Origin of the sequence: Bacillus sp. TH17, from assembly GCF_016651125.1 — a bacterium.
GTDB classification, from domain to species: domain Bacteria; phylum Bacillota; class Bacilli; order Bacillales; family Bacillaceae_G; genus Bacillus_A; species Bacillus_A mycoides.
In genome coordinates this window covers 4,972,845-4,990,882 of sequence record NZ_JAEKEN010000001.1, presented here as the reverse complement: position 1 = coordinate 4,990,882, position 18,038 = coordinate 4,972,845, and the positions used below count along the sequence as shown (strand labels likewise).

General features: G+C 39.9%; 18 protein-coding genes and 1 other annotated feature. All 18 genes read right to left on the bottom strand.

Annotation, left to right across the window (positions count from 1 at the left end):
- Window positions 1-30 precede the first annotated feature (30 nt).
- Window positions 31-2,109 (bottom strand): elongation factor G, encoded by a 2,079-nt coding sequence (gene fusA, locus JFT95_RS25660; RefSeq protein ID WP_002113318.1) that lies wholly within the window; start codon window positions 2,107-2,109, stop codon window positions 31-33.
- Window positions 2,110-2,315: 206 nt separating this feature from the next.
- The gene (rpsG, locus tag JFT95_RS25655; protein WP_001137492.1) at window positions 2,316-2,786 is read right to left on the bottom strand and encodes a 30S ribosomal protein S7; all 471 of its coding nucleotides are present in this window, start codon (window positions 2,784-2,786) and stop codon (window positions 2,316-2,318) included.
- Between the two features lie 29 nt (window positions 2,787-2,815).
- A complete protein-coding gene (gene rpsL, locus JFT95_RS25650) occupies window positions 2,816-3,238 on the bottom strand; it encodes a 30S ribosomal protein S12 (protein ID WP_001142341.1) in 423 nt (140 codons plus the stop codon).
- A 114-nt stretch (window positions 3,239-3,352) separates the two neighbouring features.
- Window positions 3,353-3,601 carry a 50S ribosomal protein L7ae-like protein gene (locus JFT95_RS25645; RefSeq protein WP_000121833.1) on the bottom strand — a complete coding sequence of 83 codons (249 nt, stop codon included), beginning with the start codon at window positions 3,599-3,601 and terminating at the stop codon, window positions 3,353-3,355.
- Between the two features lie 113 nt (window positions 3,602-3,714).
- Window positions 3,715-7,326, bottom strand: coding sequence for a DNA-directed RNA polymerase subunit beta' (rpoC, locus tag JFT95_RS25640; RefSeq protein WP_002009783.1), 3,612 nt, complete (start codon window positions 7,324-7,326; stop codon window positions 3,715-3,717).
- Between the two features lie 37 nt (window positions 7,327-7,363).
- Complete coding sequence (gene rpoB / locus JFT95_RS25635; protein WP_002113316.1) at window positions 7,364-10,897, bottom strand: DNA-directed RNA polymerase subunit beta; 3,534 nt, start codon at window positions 10,895-10,897, stop codon at window positions 7,364-7,366.
- 291 nt (window positions 10,898-11,188) lie between these two features.
- Window positions 11,189-11,788 (bottom strand): class I SAM-dependent methyltransferase, encoded by a 600-nt coding sequence (locus JFT95_RS25630; protein ID WP_002124684.1) that lies wholly within the window; start codon window positions 11,786-11,788, stop codon window positions 11,189-11,191.
- A 76-nt stretch (window positions 11,789-11,864) separates the two neighbouring features.
- A complete protein-coding gene (gene rplL, locus JFT95_RS25625; protein WP_002009788.1) occupies window positions 11,865-12,224 on the bottom strand; it encodes a 50S ribosomal protein L7/L12 in 360 nt (119 codons plus the stop codon).
- A gap of 67 nt (window positions 12,225-12,291) precedes the next feature.
- The gene (gene rplJ, locus JFT95_RS25620) at window positions 12,292-12,792 is read right to left on the bottom strand and encodes a 50S ribosomal protein L10 (protein WP_002009790.1); all 501 of its coding nucleotides are present in this window, start codon (window positions 12,790-12,792) and stop codon (window positions 12,292-12,294) included.
- Between the two features lie 39 nt (window positions 12,793-12,831).
- Window positions 12,832-12,977: a sequence feature (ribosomal protein L10 leader region), on the bottom strand.
- Between the two features lie 49 nt (window positions 12,978-13,026).
- Window positions 13,027-13,719, bottom strand: coding sequence for a 50S ribosomal protein L1 (rplA, locus tag JFT95_RS25615; RefSeq protein WP_002009792.1), 693 nt, complete (start codon window positions 13,717-13,719; stop codon window positions 13,027-13,029).
- Window positions 13,720-13,899: 180 nt separating this feature from the next.
- Entirely contained in the window at window positions 13,900-14,325 is a 426-nt protein-coding gene (gene rplK, locus JFT95_RS25610) for a 50S ribosomal protein L11 (RefSeq protein WP_001085872.1), read from the bottom strand.
- A 168-nt stretch (window positions 14,326-14,493) separates the two neighbouring features.
- The gene (nusG, locus tag JFT95_RS25605) at window positions 14,494-15,027 is read right to left on the bottom strand and encodes a transcription termination/antitermination protein NusG (RefSeq protein WP_002009795.1); all 534 of its coding nucleotides are present in this window, start codon (window positions 15,025-15,027) and stop codon (window positions 14,494-14,496) included.
- Between the two features lie 131 nt (window positions 15,028-15,158).
- On the bottom strand, window positions 15,159-15,338 hold the full coding sequence (gene secE, locus JFT95_RS25600; protein ID WP_002009797.1) for a preprotein translocase subunit SecE: 180 nt from the start codon (window positions 15,336-15,338) through the stop codon (window positions 15,159-15,161).
- 32 nt (window positions 15,339-15,370) lie between these two features.
- Window positions 15,371-15,517, bottom strand: coding sequence for a 50S ribosomal protein L33 (gene rpmG, locus JFT95_RS25595; protein ID WP_012260172.1), 147 nt, complete (start codon window positions 15,515-15,517; stop codon window positions 15,371-15,373).
- A gap of 128 nt (window positions 15,518-15,645) precedes the next feature.
- Window positions 15,646-16,305 (bottom strand): RNA polymerase factor sigma-70, encoded by a 660-nt coding sequence (locus JFT95_RS25590; RefSeq protein ID WP_002009799.1) that lies wholly within the window; start codon window positions 16,303-16,305, stop codon window positions 15,646-15,648.
- A 67-nt stretch (window positions 16,306-16,372) separates the two neighbouring features.
- Window positions 16,373-16,885: an NYN domain-containing protein gene (locus JFT95_RS25585; RefSeq protein WP_002009801.1), complete on the bottom strand. Its 513-nt coding sequence runs from the start codon at window positions 16,883-16,885 to the stop codon at window positions 16,373-16,375.
- A gap of 3 nt (window positions 16,886-16,888) precedes the next feature.
- Window positions 16,889-17,632 carry a 23S rRNA (guanosine(2251)-2'-O)-methyltransferase RlmB gene (gene rlmB / locus JFT95_RS25580; RefSeq protein ID WP_002091503.1) on the bottom strand — a complete coding sequence of 248 codons (744 nt, stop codon included), beginning with the start codon at window positions 17,630-17,632 and terminating at the stop codon, window positions 16,889-16,891.
- Entirely contained in the window at window positions 17,629-18,036 is a 408-nt protein-coding gene (locus JFT95_RS25575; RefSeq protein ID WP_201053520.1) for a Mini-ribonuclease 3, read from the bottom strand. The genes rlmB and JFT95_RS25575 overlap by 4 nt, the downstream gene beginning before the upstream one ends.
- Between the last annotated feature and the right edge of the window lie 2 nt (window positions 18,037-18,038).

Sequence of the window (18,038 nt, the reverse complement as noted above, 5' to 3'; positions counted from 1 at the left end):
AGTTATACTTGAACAATCGATAAAAATCAATTATTCACCTTTATTTTTTTTAATAATTTCTTCAGAAACAGACTTCGGTACTTCTTCATAATGATCAAATGTCATTGAGAATGTTCCGCGTCCTTGAGTGTTAGAACGTAATGCCGTTGCATAACCGAACATTTCAGAAAGTGGAACCATAGCGCGAACAACTTGAGCGTTACCGCGAGCTTCCATACCTTCTACACGTCCACGGCGAGATGTTACGTCGCCCATAATGTCACCCATGTACTCTTCAGGAATTACAACTTCAACTTTCATCATTGGCTCAAGAATTACTGGGCTACATTTAGAAACCGCAGCTTTAAGCGCCATAGATGCAGCGATTTTGAACGCCATCTCAGATGAATCGACATCATGGTAAGATCCGTCAACTAACGCAGCTTTGATGTCAACTAGTGGGTAACCAGCTAGTACACCATTTTTAAGTGAGTCTTCAAGACCCGCTCCAACAGCTGGGATGTATTCACGTGGAACTACACCGCCGACGATTTTGTTTTGGAATTCAAAACCTTTACCTTCTTCATTAGGTTCAAACTCAATCCAAACGTGACCGAATTGTCCACGACCACCAGATTGACGAGCGAACTTACCTTCAACTTTCGCAGCAGCGCGGAAAGTCTCACGGTATGCTACCTGAGGAGCACCAACGTTTGCTTCCACTTTGAATTCACGGCGCATACGGTCAACGATGATATCAAGGTGAAGTTCACCCATACCAGCGATGATTGTTTGGCCAGTTTCTTGGTCAGTGTGAGCACGGAATGTTGGATCTTCTTCAGAAAGCTTAGATAATGCTGTACCCATTTTATCTTGGTCAGCTTTAGATTTTGGTTCGATAGCTACAGAGATAACTGGTTCTGGGAATTCCATAGACTCAAGGATAACAAGGCTCTTCTCGTCACAAAGAGTATCACCAGTAGTAGTATCTTTTAAACCTACAGCAGCAGCGATATCACCAGCGTAAACTGTTGAAATCTCTTCACGGCTGTTAGCGTGCATTTGTAGGATACGACCTACACGCTCACGCTTACCTTTAGTTGAGTTTTTCACGTATGATCCAGAGTTTAACACACCAGAGTACACACGGAAGAACGTTAACTTACCAACATAAGGATCAGTCATGATTTTGAATGCTAAAGCTGCGAATGGTTCTTCATCGCTAGACTTACGCTCGATAGCTTCATCTGTATCCGGAAGAGTACCTTTAATAGCAGGTACATCTAATGGAGATGGTAGGTAGTCGATAACTGCGTCTAACAGAATTTGAACACCTTTATTTTTGAATGCAGAACCACAGATTACTGGGAAGAATTCTACAGAAGTTGTAGCCTTACGGATACCAGCTTTAAGCTCTTCTACAGTGATTTCTTCACCTTCTAGGTACTTCATCATCATTTCTTCATCAAGCTCAGCTACCGCTTCAATAAGTTTTCCACGGTATTCTTCAGCTAATTCTTTATGCTCTTCAGGAATTTCGACACGCTCGATGTCTGTTCCTAAATCGTTAGCGTACATGTAAGCACACTCTTCAACAAGGTCAATGATACCATTGAACTCATCTTCAGCACCGATTGGTAACTGAATTGGATGTGCGTTTGCTTGTAAACGATCGTGGATTGTTCCTACAGAGTATAAGAAATCTGCACCAATCTTATCCATTTTGTTAACGAATACGATACGAGGTACACCATAAGTAGTAGCCTGACGCCAAACAGTTTCTGTTTGTGGTTCTACACCAGATTGTGCATCAAGTACTGCTACTGCGCCATCAAGTACGCGTAAAGAACGTTCTACTTCTACTGTGAAATCTACGTGTCCTGGAGTGTCAATGATATTTACACGGTGACCTTTCCATTGTGCTGTAGTTGCAGCAGAAGTAATTGTGATACCACGTTCTTGCTCTTGCTCCATCCAGTCCATCTGAGATGCACCTTCATGAGTTTCACCGATTTTATGAATACGTCCTGTGTAATACAGAATACGCTCAGTTGCTGTTGTTTTACCAGCATCGATGTGAGCCATGATACCAATATTACGAGTGTTTTCTAAAGAGAACTCTCTAGTCATTTGGTGTCTTGCTCCTTCCATATATGGATTGGATTATTTTATTTTAAGTAGCAAAAAAGCCACTTTATATTGTTACATATGCCAGTGTCCAGTACCCTCATTATGTAAAACGAGCGCCCAACGAAAGGGAGAGGCATTCTCCCTCTCCACACTTCCATAAGCGACAAATAAAGCGGTTTATGCTTACATTTATTTTACGTTGAATCCTACCAACGGTAATGAGCAAATGCTTTGTTAGCTTCTGCCATTTTATGAGTGTCTTCACGTTTCTTAACAGATGCACCAGCGTTGTTAGCTGCATCTAAGATTTCGTAAGCTAGACGCTCTTCCATAGTTTTTTCACCACGAAGACGAGCATAGTTTACTAACCAGCGAAGACCTAAAGTTGTACGGCGTTCTGGACGAACCTCAACTGGAACTTGGTAGTTAGCACCACCAACACGACGAGCGCGTACTTCAAGAACAGGCATGATGTTCTTAAGAGCTTGCTCGAATACTTCCATTGGTTCTTTATCTGAACGTTCACGAACGATATCGAAAGCGTTATAAAGAATTGTTTGAGATTTACCTTTTTTACCGTCAACCATCATTTTGTTGATTAGGCGTGTTACAAGTTTAGAATTGTACATTGGATCTGGTAACACGTCACGTTTCGCAACAGGTCCTTTACGAGGCATATTGAGTTCCTCCTTTCATTATAAGTTTATTATTTTTTAGCAGGTTTTGGTCGCTTAGTACCATATTTAGAACGTCCTTGCATACGTTTGTCAACACCAGCTGTATCAAGCGCACCACGAACGATGTGGTAACGTACCCCTGGTAAATCCTTTACTCGACCACCGCGAATTAATACTACGCTATGCTCTTGTAGGTTATGACCGATACCTGGGATGTAAGCTGTAACTTCAATACCGTTTGTTAAACGTACACGAGCGTATTTACGTAACGCTGAGTTCGGTTTCTTCGGAGTCATTGTACCAACACGAGTACACACACCACGTTTTTGAGGTGCAGAGATATCAGTTGATTTTTTCTTTAAAGAATTAAAACCTTTGTTTAACGCAGGTGATTTAGACTTCCATACTTTATCAGTACGACCATTTCTCACTAATTGGTTAATAGTAGGCATTTGATTATCCTCCCTTCGCATGTTTGTATGACCACATATCCAGGTGGTTCATTATTAGTTGAAAACAAAGTTTTTGCAAGGAAGAGCAAATGCTCTCTCCTCACAAAAACAGTTTTAACTTATTATTCCTATTGCTGAAGCTCCCACTTGAATCCCCGAAACTTTTCCAAGCTTACGAACTGATTCAACTTTGGTTATGGGTATGTTATGTTGCAAGGCAGTACGAATGATAACATGGGTTAACCGCACATCAGCATCTTCCGCAATAACAACTTCTTTAACTATACCATTTTTGATTGCTTCCAATGTTCGTTTATGACCAACGACTACATTTTCAGCATTTGACACTTTTTGATAAGACATTTAAATATCCTCCAAAGCATCATTCAGGAGCAACCTTGATTATAGTAACATTTTGTCTCATACAATGTCAACTAGGATCAGCTGTTTTTATACAAAATTTACGACGGAAAATTTTACTGTTCCACATAAACTTCATCGTTTTCTACATTCATGTTATCTTGTGTTGTTTTTACAAGATCCACTTTGCGATAACGATTCATACCTGTTCCAGCAGGAACAAGCTTACCGATAATAACATTCTCTTTCAATCCTAGAAGCTCATCGCGTTTACCCTTAATTGCTGCATCTGTTAGAACACGAGTTGTTTCTTGGAATGACGCCGCAGATAAGAACGAATCTGTCTCAAGTGAAGCTTTTGTAATACCAAGTAGAACCGGTCTAGCCGTTGCTGGTTGTTTACCTTTCAGTAACACCTTCGCATTCGCATCAGTAAACTGATGGATATCTAGTAATGTTCCTGGTAATACATCTGTTTCACCCGCATCACTTACACGAACTTTACGTAGCATTTGACGTACCATTACTTCTACGTGTTTGTCACCAATTTCTACCCCTTGCATACGGTATACTTTTTGAACTTCACGTAATAAGTATTCTTGAACTGCTGTAATGTCCGTTACTTTTAGTAATTCCTTCGGATCAATAGAACCTTCTGTTAACTCTTTACCGTGGCTAATTGGCTGTCCTAGAGTTACTTTCAGACGAGCACCGTAAGGAATAGCATACGTACGAGCTTCAACTTCACCCTGTACAACTACTTCTTGGCGATCTTTAACATCGTTGATCGCTGCGATAACACCGTCAATTTCACTGATAACTGCCTGACCCTTCGGATTACGAGCTTCGAAGATCTCTTGGATACGAGGTAAACCTTGTGTGATATCATCCCCGGCAACCCCACCTGTATGGAACGTACGCATCGTTAACTGTGTACCTGGCTCACCGATAGATTGAGCTGCGATAATACCTACCGCTTCTCCTACTTCTACGTCTGTACCAGTTGCTAAGTTACGACCGTAACACTTCTTACATACACCATGGCGAGTATTACACGTAAACGCTGAACGAATGTTTACAGTTTCAACACCCGACTTTTCAACGATATGAGCAATATCTTCAGTAATTAATTGATTTTCAACAACTAATACTTCACCTGTTTCAGGATGTTTTACAGTTTTTCTTGCAAAACGTCCAACAAGACGATCATATAGTGACTCAATAACTTCATTACCCTCTTTAATCGCACCAATTAGTAAACCGCGATCTGTTCCACAATCATCTTGACGAACAATTACATCTTGTGCAACGTCTACAAGACGACGTGTTAAGTAACCAGAATCGGCAGTTTTAAGTGCTGTATCGGCAAGACCTTTACGCGCACCATGCGTAGAGATGAAGTACTCAAGTACTGTTAAACCTTCACGGAAACTCGATTTGATCGGAAGCTCAATGATACGACCAGATGGATTGGCCATCAGACCACGCATACCAGCAAGCTGAGTAAAGTTCGATGCGTTACCACGGGCACCGGAATCACTCATCATGAAGATTGGGTTGCGTTTATTCAAGGATTTCATCAGCTTTCCTTGGATAACATCTTTTGCATTACTCCAAATAGAGATAACGCGATCGTAACGTTCTTCTTCCGTGATTAAACCGCGACGGAATTGTTTAATTACATTATCTACTTTTGCTTGTGCTTCATGGAGAATTTCATCTTTTTCACCTAATACAAGAATATCTGATACCCCAACTGTAATACCAGCTTTTGTAGAGTATTTAAATCCTAAGTTTTTCATACGGTCAAGCATGCGAGACGTTTCTGTAATTTGGAAACGTTTGAATACTTCCGCAATAATATTACCAAGGATTTTCTTGCTAAATGGTGCCACTTCTTCGCGACTAGCAATAATTTCTTTAATGTTCGCACCTTTTTCAACGAAATATTCCGCTGGTGTTTCTTTTTCAAGGTTTGAGTTTGTTGGTTCATTAATATAAGGGAACGACTCTGGTAAGATTTCGTTAAATATTAATTTACCAACTGTTGTTAATAGAAGCTTACTCTTTTGCTCTTCAGTAAACGTTACATTATTTACCGAACTCGCAGCAACTGCAACACGTGTGTGCAGATGTACATATCCATTTTGGTATGCAAGTATTGCTTCGTTTGCATCTTTGAAGACCATACCTTCACCGATTGCACCCTCGCGCTCAAGTGTTAAGTAATAGTTACCTAATACCATATCCTGAGATGGAGTAACAACTGGTTTTCCGTCTTTTGGATTCAAGATGTTTTGTGCCGCTAACATAAGGATACGAGCTTCTGCTTGTGCCTCTGATGATAACGGAACGTGAACCGCCATTTGGTCACCGTCAAAGTCCGCGTTGTATGCAGTACATACAAGTGGGTGAAGACGGATTGCACGACCTTCTACTAGTGTAGGTTCAAACGCCTGGATACCAAGACGGTGAAGTGTTGGTGCGCGGTTTAGAAGTACTGGATGCTCTTTGATCACAGATTCTAAAACGTCCCAAACTTCAGGGTGTACACGCTCGATTTTACGTTTAGCACTCTTAATGTTGTGTGCTAATCCTTTTCCAACTAACTCTTTCATAACGAAAGGTTTAAACAATTCAAGTGCCATTTCTTTCGGCAATCCACATTGGTACATCTTTAAGTTCGGTCCTACAACGATTACAGAACGGCCAGAGTAGTCAACACGTTTACCTAATAAGTTTTGACGGAAACGTCCTTGTTTACCTTTAAGCATGTGAGATAGTGATTTTAATGGACGGTTACCTGGTCCAGTAACTGGACGGCCACGGCGACCATTATCGATTAATGCGTCTACAGCTTCTTGTAACATACGTTTTTCGTTTTGAACGATAATGCTTGGTGCACCTAAGTCCAATAGACGTTTTAAACGGTTGTTACGGTTAATTACACGACGATATAAGTCGTTTAAGTCAGAAGTAGCAAAACGTCCACCATCTAACTGTACCATCGGGCGTAGTTCTGGTGGGATAACTGGAAGAACCTCTAAGATCATCCAAGATGGGTGATTTCCAGAGTTACGGAATGCTTCTAATACTTCTAGACGTTTAATAGCACGAGTACGGCGTTGTCCTTGTGCTGTTTTTAATTCTTCTTTTAAGAAGTCTACTTCTTTATCTAAATCGATGTCTTGCAGTAATTTTTTAATCGCTTCTGCACCCATAGCAGCATGGAATGTACTGCCATATCGATCACGATATGCACGGTATTCTTTTTCAGAAAGTAATTGCTTCTTATCAAGTGGTGTATCTCCACTTTCTGTTACAACATAAGAAGCGAAATAAATTACTTCTTCAAGCGCGCGAGGGGACATGTCTAAGACAAGTCCCATGCGGCTCGGGATACCTTTGAAATACCAAATATGAGATACAGGAGCAGCTAATTCGATATGACCCATACGTTCACGACGAACTTTTGCACGCGTTACTTCAACGCCACATCGATCACAAACTACACCTTTATAACGTACACGTTTATATTTCCCGCAATGACATTCCCAGTCCTTTTGTGGTCCGAAAATACGCTCACAGAACAAGCCATCTTTTTCAGGCTTTAACGTACGATAGTTAATTGTTTCTGGTTTCTTAACTTCACCGTATGACCAAGAACGAATCTTGTCAGGTGAAGCAAGTCCAATCTTCATATATTCAAAGTTATTTACATCTATCAAGGGGCCTACCTCCCTTTTAGTCTACAGGTTATCCCAATTATTCCTTAGTTGTCTCAACTTCAACATTCAATTTATCTGCTGATTGATGATCATCGTCATCTTCCGTATCACGCATTTCAATTTCTGTATCGTTGATAGACATCATTTTAACGTCCATACCTAAACTTTGCAGTTCTTTAATCAATACTTTGAATGATTCAGGAACGCCTGGTTCTGGAACATTTTCACCTTTAACAATTGCTTCATACGTCTTAACACGTCCAATAACATCATCAGACTTCACTGTTAAGATTTCTTGAAGAGTATAAGCAGCACCATAAGCTTCAAGTGCCCAAACCTCCATCTCACCGAAACGCTGTCCACCGAACTGAGCTTTACCTCCAAGAGGTTGCTGCGTTACAAGTGAGTATGGTCCAGTAGAACGAGCATGAAGTTTATCGTCAACCATGTGCGCAAGTTTGATCATATACATGACACCAACAGATACACGGTTATCGAATGGCTCACCAGTACGTCCGTCATACAGGATTGTTTTCGCGTCATTTGCCATACCAGCTTCTTCAATTGTGCCCCATACATCTTCCTCACGAGCACCATCGAATACCGGTGTTGCAATGTGAATACCAAGGTATCTTGCTGCCATACCAAGATGAAGCTCTAATACCTGACCGATATTCATACGAGATGGTACCCCTAATGGGTTTAACATGATATCGATTGGCGTACCATCTGGTAAGTAAGGCATATCTTCTTCCGGTAAAATACGGGAGATAACACCTTTGTTACCATGACGACCAGCCATTTTGTCACCTTCAGAAATTTTACGCTTTTGAACGATATATGCACGTACAAGTTGATTCACGCCTGGTGGCAATTCATCGCCATCTTCACGGTTAAACACTTTTACGTCTAAGATAATACCGCCACCACCGTGTGGTACACGTAGTGATGTATCACGTACTTCACGTGCTTTTTCACCGAAGATTGCATGTAATAGACGTTCTTCTGCCGTTAATTCTGTTACACCTTTTGGCGTTACTTTACCAACAAGTAGATCTCCATCTTTTACTTCAGCACCGACGCGAATAATACCGCGCTCGTCAAGATTACGAAGTGCATCTTCTCCAACATTCGGGATATCACGTGTAATTTCTTCTGGTCCAAGCTTCGTATCACGAGCTTCTGATTCATATTCTTCAATATGGATAGAAGTGTACACATCATCTTTTACAAGGCGCTCACTCATGATGATCGCATCCTCATAGTTATAACCGTCCCATGTCATAAAGCCAACAAGCACGTTACGTCCAAGCGCCAGTTCACCTAGTTCCATAGAAGGACCATCCGCAAGGATTTCACCTTTTACAACTTGGTCTCCAACACTTACGATTGGACGTTGGTTGTAGCAAGTTCCTTGGTTAGAACGAATGAATTTTTGCATTTTGTAGCGATCTAAGTCGCCTTTTACTGTTTGACCGTCAACGTCTACATAGCGACGTACCCAAACTTCACGTGCTTCTACGCGCTCAACAACACCAGGCTGTTTACAGATTACTGCAGCACCTGAGTCTTTTGCTGATACGTACTCCATACCTGTACCTACAATCGGAGATTCCGGATTTATTAACGGAACCGCCTGACGTTGCATGTTCGCTCCCATAAGTGCGCGGTTAGAGTCATCGTTTTCTAAGAACGGAATACAAGCTGTCGCTGCCGACACTACTTGTTTTGGAGATACATCCATGTAGTCGATGCGTTCTTTATTTGTGACAATGTTTTCACCACGGAAACGAGCTACGATATCTTCATCAAGGAATTCCCCTACTTCAGATAATTTCATATTCGCTTGGGCTACAACATAGTTATCTTCTTCATCTGCTGTTAAATAATCAACCTGCCCTGTTACAAGACCAGTTTCTGGGTCAACACGACGGTATGGCGTTTCAATGAAACCAAACTCATTTACTTTCGCAAACGAAGATAATGAGTTAATCAAACCGATGTTTGGTCCCTCTGGCGTTTCAATTGGACACATACGACCATAGTGAGAGTAGTGAACGTCACGTACTTCAAAGCCTGCGCGCTCACGCGTTAAACCACCGGGTCCTAATGCAGATAGTCTTCGTTTGTGAGTTAACTCTGCTAATGGGTTTGTTTGATCCATGAACTGAGATAACTGAGAACTTCCGAAGAACTCTTTAATAGATGCAATAACCGGGCGAATGTTAATTAACGCTTGTGGTGTAATTGCATTTGTATCTTGAATCGACATTCTCTCACGAACAACACGTTCCATACGAGAAAGACCGATACGGAATTGGTTTTGTAGTAACTCTCCTACAGAACGCAGACGACGATTTCCTAAGTGGTCAATATCATCTGTATCCCCTACTTTATATAGCAAGTTAAAGAAGTAGCTAATAGAAGCAAGAATATCACCTGGTGTGATGTGTTTTATATCACGAGTAATATTTGCATTCCCAATTACGTTTATAGATCGTTCGCCTTCTGATTCTGGAGCATAAATCTTAATAGATTGCAGCTCAACATCGCCTGCTACCACTCCACCCATTGGTTTCGCTGTTTTGAATCCAATGTTTTTCTCTAAGTAAGGTAGAATGCGATCCAGTGTACGACGATCTAAGACTGTTCCTTCTGCCGCTAAAATTTCACCAGTTTCTGGATCCACCAGTGTTTCAGCTAAACGTTGGTTAAACAATCTGTTTTTAATGTGTAGCTTTTTGTTGATCTTATAGCGACCTACATTTGCTAAATCGTAGCGCTTTGGATCAAAGAAACGAGACACAAGTAAGCTCTTTGCATTTTCTACTGTTGGTGGTTCACCAGGGCGTAGACGCTCATAAATTTCAAGCAATGCTTTCTCTGTGCTATCTGTGTTGTCTTTTTCTAACGTATTGCTTAAGTATTCGTTATCACCTAAAAGCTCGGTGATTTCTTGATCAGAGCCAAACCCTAATGCGCGTAACAAAACAGTTACAGGAAGTTTACGCGTACGGTCAATACGCACATATACAACATCCTTAGCATCTGTTTCATACTCTAACCAAGCTCCGCGGTTTGGAATTACAGTAGCAGTAAAACCACGTTTTCCGTTTTTATCCACTTTGCCACTATAGTATACGCTTGGAGAGCGAACTAACTGGGAAACGATAACACGTTCTGCACCGTTAATTACGAATGTTCCAGTCTCTGTCATGAGTGGGAAATCTCCCATGAACACATCTTGTTCTTTTACTTCACCAGTTTCCTTGTTGATTAGACGCACTTTTACACGAAGTGGTGCTGCATACGTCACATCACGCTCTTTGCATTCTTCTACAGAGTATTTAGGTTCACCCAAGCTGTAGTCGATAAATTCAAGCGATAGATTTCCCGTAAAGTCTTCGATCGGAGAAATGTCTTGGAACATTTCTCGCAAACCCTCATCAAGAAACCACTGATAAGAAGAGGTTTGAATTTCGATAAGATTTGGTAACTCTAATACTTCACTAATACGGGCATAACTTCTTCGTTGGCGGTGGCGTCCGTATTGAACTAGTTGACCTGTCAACTGCTTCACCCCTCAAATCATGAGTATTATAAATGCACAAAAAAATTTGTGCAAAATCACAAATAAATACAACTACTGCTATTAGCGTAGTTTTTTTCTCTTAAAGATAGATACGTTGAGTCTTTCTACCTGCTCAAAAAAGAAAAATGGCTTCTATAAGAAAACCATCATTCTGTTTCATAATCTGCTGATTTTACTATCTTTTCCAAGAGAAGCAAAAATATACATCTTTCTCAACGCAGAAAATCATATATTGGCATTGTATAATGTTAACATAGCCAAAAATAACCGTCAACGCTTTTTTGATTTTATGATATAATATCCTTTTTTCTTTTCTACAACTTCAACTTCAGAAAATACTTCTTCTAGTTTTTTCATCGCAGATGGCGCACCTTGTTTCTTTTGAATAACAATCCACAATTCTCCACCTGAAACTAAATACTCCACAGCCTTTTCTAAAATCTCATGCACGATATCTTTACCAGCACGAATTGGAGGATTAGATAGAATAACAGCATACTTGCCATCTACATTTTCATAGACACTACTTTGCAAAATACGTATATTTTCAATTCTGTTATTAGCGGCATTTTCTTTTGCAAGTCCCAAGGCCCTTTCATTCACATCCACCATGTGAATTTCACGATTTTGAAACTCTTTCGCTAACGACAAACCGATTGGACCGTACCCACATCCTACGTCTAACACATTACCTTTAACATCTGGCATTTGAAACGCTTCAATTAAAAGACGAGAACCAAAGTCCACTTCGTTTTTCGAGAACACCCCATGATCAGATAAAAAAGTAAATCGAGATTCACGAAGTGTAACTTCCCATCGTTTACGATCACTTTTACTAGAAGGGTCGTTAGAAAAATAATGGTCTGCCATATGGCCACCTCTTTTCTTTACAGTTAAAAAAAAAGCTCGCATAAGAGCGAGCTTTTTTTAAAGCACCAAAAGTTAATTACTTAACTTCTACAGCAGCGCCAACTTCTTCAAGTTTAGCTTTCATTTCTTCAGCTTCCTCTTTAGTAACGCCTTCTTTGATTGCTTTTGGAGTGTTGTCAACTAATTCTTTAGCTTCTTTTAAGCCAAGACCAGTGATTTCACGTACAGCTTTGATAACTTTGATTTTTTGAGCGCCAGCACTTGCAAGTACTACGTCAAATTCAGTTTGCTCAGCAGCAGCTTCACCAGCGCCACCAGCTACAGCTACAGGAGCAGCAGCAGTTACGCCGAATTCTTCCTCGATAGCTTTTACTAAGTCGTTAAGTTCTAATACAGTCATAGATTTAACTGCTTCAATGATTTGTTCTTTAGTCATTGTAAATATCCTCCCTTAAATAGGTTTGTATTGTTTTATAGATAACAAGTAATTATCTTTTAAAAAATTAAGCGCCTTGCTCTTCCTTTTGATCTGCAACTGCTTTAGTAGCAAGTGCAAGGTTACGGATTGGAGCTTGAAGAACGCTAAGAAGCATAGAAAGTAAGCCTTCACGTGATGGAAGAGTAGCGATAGCTTTAACCTCATCAAGTGTTACAAGTTTACCTTCGATTACGCCCGCTTTAATTTCTAAAGCTTCATGATTTTTAGCGAAGTCGTTTAATACTTTCGCAGGAGCAACTACATCCTCGTTACTGAACGCGATTGCGTTTGGTCCTGTTAAGAATTCGTTTAACTCAGCCATTTCAGCAGACTCTGCAGCACGACGAGTTAAAGAGTTTTTGTAAACTTTGAACTCAACGCCAGCTTCACGTAAGTTTTTACGTAATTCTGTTGCTTCAGAAACTGTTAAACCACGGTAGTCAACAACAATTGTAGATTTACTCGCGCGAAGTTTTTCAGCGATTTCAGTTACAACTTGTTGTTTAGTTTCGATTACTTTGCTCATGTTATTACACCTCCTGTAGATTATATAGAAGATGTACCGAAAGTGCACTAAAAACCTCCATGCCCAACTTGTAGACATGGAGGCATATAGTCACAGAAAAAAGATTCCGCTTCGTATATTAACACCTAGGTAGGAAATTAAGTCGAATCGACTCCTACTGTCTACGGTACACTATTAAAATTCACAACATAAATGATTATATTAAAACTTCTTTATGAAGTCAACTTCCAATTTTTACGCAAGTGTAGAAACGTCTACGCGTACGCCAGGTCCCATTGTAGAAGCAACAGTTGCGTTCTTCATGTAAGTACCTTTTGCAGCAGCTGGCTTAGCTTTTTGTAGCGTGTCAGCAATTGTTTTGAAGTTTTCTACTAATTTAGCATCTTCGAAAGATACTTTACCGATTGGAACGTGGATGTTACCAGCTTTATCAACGCGGTATTCAACTTTACCAGCTTTGATTTCGTTAACAGCTTTAGTTACATCGAAAGTAACTGTTCCAGTTTTAGGGTTTGGCATTAAACCTTTAGGTCCTAATACACGACCAAGTTTACCAACTTCACCCATCATGTCAGGAGTTGCTACTACTACATCGAAATCAAACCAACCTTTTTGGATTTTACCGATGTAATCAGCATCGCCTACGAATTCAGCGCCAGCAGCTTCAGCTTCTTTTGCTTTTTCGCCTTTAGCGAATACTAATACACGTTGTACTTTACCAGTACCGTGTGGAAGAACAACTGCACCACGAATTTGTTGGTCAGCTTTCTTAGGGTCAACACCTAAACGGAATGCAGCTTCTACAGTTGCATCAAATTTAGCTGTGTTTGTTTTCTTTACTAATTCTACTGCTTCTGTTGCAGAGTAAGCAGATGCACGATCAACAAGCTTCGCAGCTTCAACGTACTTTTTACCTCTTTTAGCCATGTTTGTTTCCTCCTTGAATGTGGTTTTAGCGGAATAACCTCCCACGTTTACGCCTTCATTCCGGGAACCCCCGAGGATGTGCGCCCATCCATTTATTTAAAAATGATGATCATTTACGATAATAAAGGTTGCGAATTGGAATTCCAGACCCGCAACCTTTTTTACAAAAAACAAATCGAATTAGTCTTCGATAACGATGCCCATACTGCGCGCAGTACCTTCAACCATACGCATTGCAGCTTCTACGCTAGCAGCGTTTAGGTCAGGCATTTTAGTTTCAGCGATTTCGCGTACTTTATCACGCTTAACAGTTGCCACTTTATTACGGTTTGGTTCACCAGAACCAGACTCAATACCAGCTACTTTCTTAAGAAGAACAGCAGCAGGAGGAGTTTTAGTAATGAAAGTGAATGAACGGTCCTCAAATACCGTAATTTCAACAGGGATGATAAGACCAGCTTGATCAGCTGTACGAGCGTTAAACTCTTTACAGAAGCCCATGATGTTAACACCTGCTTGTCCTAATGCTGGACCAACCGGCGGAGCTGGATTAGCTTTACCTGCAGGAATCTGAAGTTTTACCATTTTAATTACCTTTTTAGCCACGAGACACACCTCCTTAAGTCCGTGATGTGGTCAATTGGGCAGTGATTTGCCCTCCCACTTCATATTTTATCATAATGATAAAATCTTTTTCAAAAAACGTCTCCGTTACCGAAGACGTACTGACTTAAAAGATATTATCACTTTTTACAATTCATTTCAAGTTTCATTTTATAATTTTTCAATTTGATGGAAATCAAGTTCAACCGGAGTCTCGCGACCGAACATGTCTACAAGCACGCTAACTTTTTTCTTTTCCACATCAATTTCTTCAATCGCACCTGTATAATCCGCGAATGGCCCCTCATTTACACGCACTGTTTCATGAAGTTCAAATTCGAAATCAACCACTTCATTGTCCATTCCCATATGCTTCATGATGGTAACAACTTCCTCTTCCAATAGAGGCGATGGTTTAGATCCTGAACCAGAAGAACCGACAAAGCCTGTTACACCTGGCGTATTACGAACAACATACCAAGAATCATCAGTCATGATTAGTTCTACTAATACGTAACCTGGGAACACTTTTCTTTTCGTTATTTTTTCTTTACCATTTTTCATTTCTACTTCTACTTCTTCCGGGACAACAACACGGAAAATTTTATCTTGCATACCCATTGATTCTACACGTTTCTCTAGGTTTGCTTTTACTTTATTTTCATATCCAGAATAAGTATGGACAACATACCAACTTTTTTCCATTCATTTAGGACGAGCGTCCTTCCCTCCCTGACGTACATTTTTTTGCGCAAATGAAAAAACCCGTTCACCGGGCTTTTACACAGTTCTTATAAATAACATTATATCATGGATAAGTGCTTCTTATTCAAGAATTAACCAAGAATTAACCGAATTAAAGAAGAAATGCCCATATCAACCACTGCGAAGAAAATCGCAAAGAACACAACTGTCGCGATAACAGTCGTTGTTGATCGGAGTAATTCATCTTTTTTAGGCCAACTTACTTTTTTCATTTCGCGACCTACATCGCCGAAAAAGTTCGTTAAACGCATCTACGGGACCTCCAGTTTATTATTTCAATTATTTATTTTGTTTCTTTGTGAACTGTATGCTTATTGCATGTTTTACAAAACTTCTTTATCTCAAGTCGCTCTACTGAGCTCGTATCTTTCATCGTAGAGTAGTTTCGATTTTTACACTCTTCACATGAGAGTACAACTTTTTTCCTCATTAGTTACACCAACCTTGTAACATTGTCCCTAAAAATGTATCATACAACAAAAGACAATGTCAATGTCATGACTTTCACTCTCTTAACAAAAAGAAAACAGGTGAATTATTTTACACCTGCGGCACTTGCTATGAATTTAAAGTTGTGCTCTCTCTCATCTCCATATATCTTTCTAATTTCCTTTTTACACGCTGCAATGCGTTATCAATAGATTTCACGTGCCTGTTTAACTGTTCTGAAATTTCTTGATAGGAACGACCATCTAAGTATAAAGAGAGCACTTTTCTTTCTAAATCGCTTAATAATTCAGATATTTTAGATTCTATGTCTGTATATTCTTCCTGACTTATAATCATCTCTTCTGGATCAGTTACTTTCGATTCCGAAATAACATCTAATAATGTTCGATCAGATTCCTCATCGTAAATTGGCTTATCTAAAGACACATACGAATTTAACGGAATATGTTTTTGCCTTGTTGCTGTTTTAATAGCGGTAATAATTTGTCGAGTGATACACAGTTCAGCAAATGCTTTGAACGAAGACAGCTTGTCCCCTTTATAATCACGAATAGCTTTAAACAATCCAATCATGCCTTCTTGAACAATATCTTCTCGATCGGCACCCACTAAGAAATAAGATCTTGATTTCGCGCGAACAAAGTTCTTATATTTGTGAATTAAATATTCTAGAGCGTCAGTATTACCTTTTCGAACTAACTCAACGATTGCCTCATCCTCTAAATCACGAAATGTAACGTCGCCTACACTTACGAAGCCTGCTTCCACCCTGATCCCTCCGACCGCTATATATTTAGCAATATTATACAGTAAAAAGATAAAGAGCGTCAATGCTTCAACGCTCTCCTCTTCTTAATTTTTCTAATTTTTCTGTAATATCTTCACTAAATATCTTTCGCATGGCGGGTTGCTTTTCTTTCGTGTCTTTTGTACACCTTCTTACTTGTTGTTCCATCGCTTGCACTTCTAACTCTAATTCACGCGCAGATTTTCGAAGTGCACCTTGCGCAAATATAATCCATTGCTCCGTATAATCCGAAGTTGCAACGTATATTTGTGTATTTATATTTCTAAGCTCAATCGCAAGTTGTTCTATCTTTTCATCTGCAGTTTGATTTTTTCTCGTGAATATTACTTCCACCCGTGATTGTTTCATCTTTTTTTCAATACCATAGACTGTATAGGCATCAAAGACAATCATTACCTTTGTGCCTGTATACCCTTGATAATCCGCCATCTTATCAATAAGTGCGTCTCTTGATGACTGTAAATCTACATCCCGCAGTTTCTTCAAGTCTCCCCAAGCCCCGATAATGTTGTAACCGTCAACGATTAAAATATCGTTCATTTTTTATTTACCAATTTCGTGACGTTTACGATATACCTCATACATTAACAAACTTGCGGCTACTGAAGCATTTAAGGATGTAACTTTACCGACCATCGGTAAAGTAATTAGGAAATCACACTTTTCACCAATAATACGACTCATACCTTTTCCTTCACTACCAATTACTAGTCCGATTGGCATATTACCATCTAAATTACGGTAATCTGTTTTCCCTTTGGCATCTGTACCAGCAATCCAAAGCCCACGTTCTTTTAATTCATCAATTGTACGCGATAAATTTGTTACACGTGCAACAGGAATATATTCAATTGCCCCAGTCGACGCTTTCGCAACTGACGCTGTAAGCCCCACAGCTCTTCTTTTTGGAATAATAACCCCATGAGCCCCTGTTGCATCCGCAGTACGCATAATAGAGCCTAAGTTATGCGGGTCTTCAATTTCATCTAAAATTAAGAAGAACGGATCTTCATTGCGTTTTTCTGCTAATTTAAACAAATCCTCTAACTCAGCATATTGATATGCAGCTACTTGAGCAATTACACCTTGATGATTACCCTCAACCAATTGATCTAATTTCTTCTTTGGTGCGTGTTGCAAAATAACCTTATTCTCTTTTGCTAATGCTAGTACAATTTGCACTTGTCCTTTGGCAGCACCTTCCGCTACCAAAATTTTATTAATATCTCTCCCCGCTCTTAAAGCTTCAATTACAGGGTTACGTCCGATAATATATTCACTACTCATGATGATGTGCTCCCTTCCTTTTCTTCCAAAACGTCAATCGCCTTATATACAATCTCGTCCAATCTTTCACGATTATTCAACAAGTGATGATAACCGATTAGCGCTTCAAAGGCTGTACTGTGTCGATATGTTTGTACATCTGTATTTTTTGGAACAGTACCCGAATTCGCATTACGCCCTCTTCTTAATACCGCCTCTTCCTCTTCTGTCAAAAATGCCGCTTCTAATAAATGATAAACAACTTTCGCCTGTGCTTTTGCCGAAACAAAGCCCGTCCCTAAGCGATGTAATTGATTAGGGCGAACTGTCCCCTTTTGAAGGAGGTGATAGCGGATATATTGCTCATATACCGCATCACCCATATATGCTAAAGCTAAGCTGTTCAATTGCTTTGCATCAATCATTC

What these genes read in the sequence shown, in the direction of transcription:
- nusG (WP_002009795.1), bottom strand. Translation starts at nt 15,027, where the DNA reads ATGGAAAAAAGTTGGTATGTTGTCCATACTTATTCTGGATATGAAAAT.
- secE (WP_002009797.1), bottom strand. Translation starts at nt 15,338, where the DNA reads ATGCGTTTAACGAACTTTTTCGGCGATGTAGGTCGCGAAATGAAAAAA.
- rpsL (WP_001142341.1), bottom strand. Translation starts at nt 3,238, where the DNA reads ATGCCTACTATTAACCAATTAGTGAGAAATGGTCGTACTGATAAAGTA.
- rplA (WP_002009792.1), bottom strand. Translation starts at nt 13,719, where the DNA reads ATGGCTAAAAGAGGTAAAAAGTACGTTGAAGCTGCGAAGCTTGTTGAT.
- rplL (WP_002009788.1), bottom strand. Translation starts at nt 12,224, where the DNA reads ATGACTAAAGAACAAATCATTGAAGCAGTTAAATCTATGACTGTATTA.
- JFT95_RS25630 (WP_002124684.1), bottom strand. Translation starts at nt 11,788, where the DNA reads ATGGCAGACCATTATTTTTCTAACGACCCTTCTAGTAAAAGTGATCGT.
- JFT95_RS25585 (WP_002009801.1), bottom strand. Translation starts at nt 16,885, where the DNA reads ATGAACGATATTTTAATCGTTGACGGTTACAACATTATCGGGGCTTGG.
- rpsG (WP_001137492.1), bottom strand. Translation starts at nt 2,786, where the DNA reads ATGCCTCGTAAAGGACCTGTTGCGAAACGTGACGTGTTACCAGATCCA.
- rplJ (WP_002009790.1), bottom strand. Translation starts at nt 12,792, where the DNA reads ATGAGCAAAGTAATCGAAACTAAACAACAAGTTGTAACTGAAATCGCT.
- JFT95_RS25575 (WP_201053520.1), bottom strand. Translation starts at nt 18,036, where the DNA reads ATGATTGATGCAAAGCAATTGAACAGCTTAGCTTTAGCATATATGGGT.
- JFT95_RS25645 (WP_000121833.1), bottom strand. Translation starts at nt 3,601, where the DNA reads ATGTCTTATCAAAAAGTGTCAAATGCTGAAAATGTAGTCGTTGGTCAT.
- fusA (WP_002113318.1), bottom strand. Translation starts at nt 2,109, where the DNA reads ATGACTAGAGAGTTCTCTTTAGAAAACACTCGTAATATTGGTATCATG.
- rlmB (WP_002091503.1), bottom strand. Translation starts at nt 17,632, where the DNA reads ATGAGTAGTGAATATATTATCGGACGTAACCCTGTAATTGAAGCTTTA.
- rpmG (WP_012260172.1), bottom strand. Translation starts at nt 15,517, where the DNA reads ATGAGGAAAAAAGTTGTACTCTCATGTGAAGAGTGTAAAAATCGAAAC.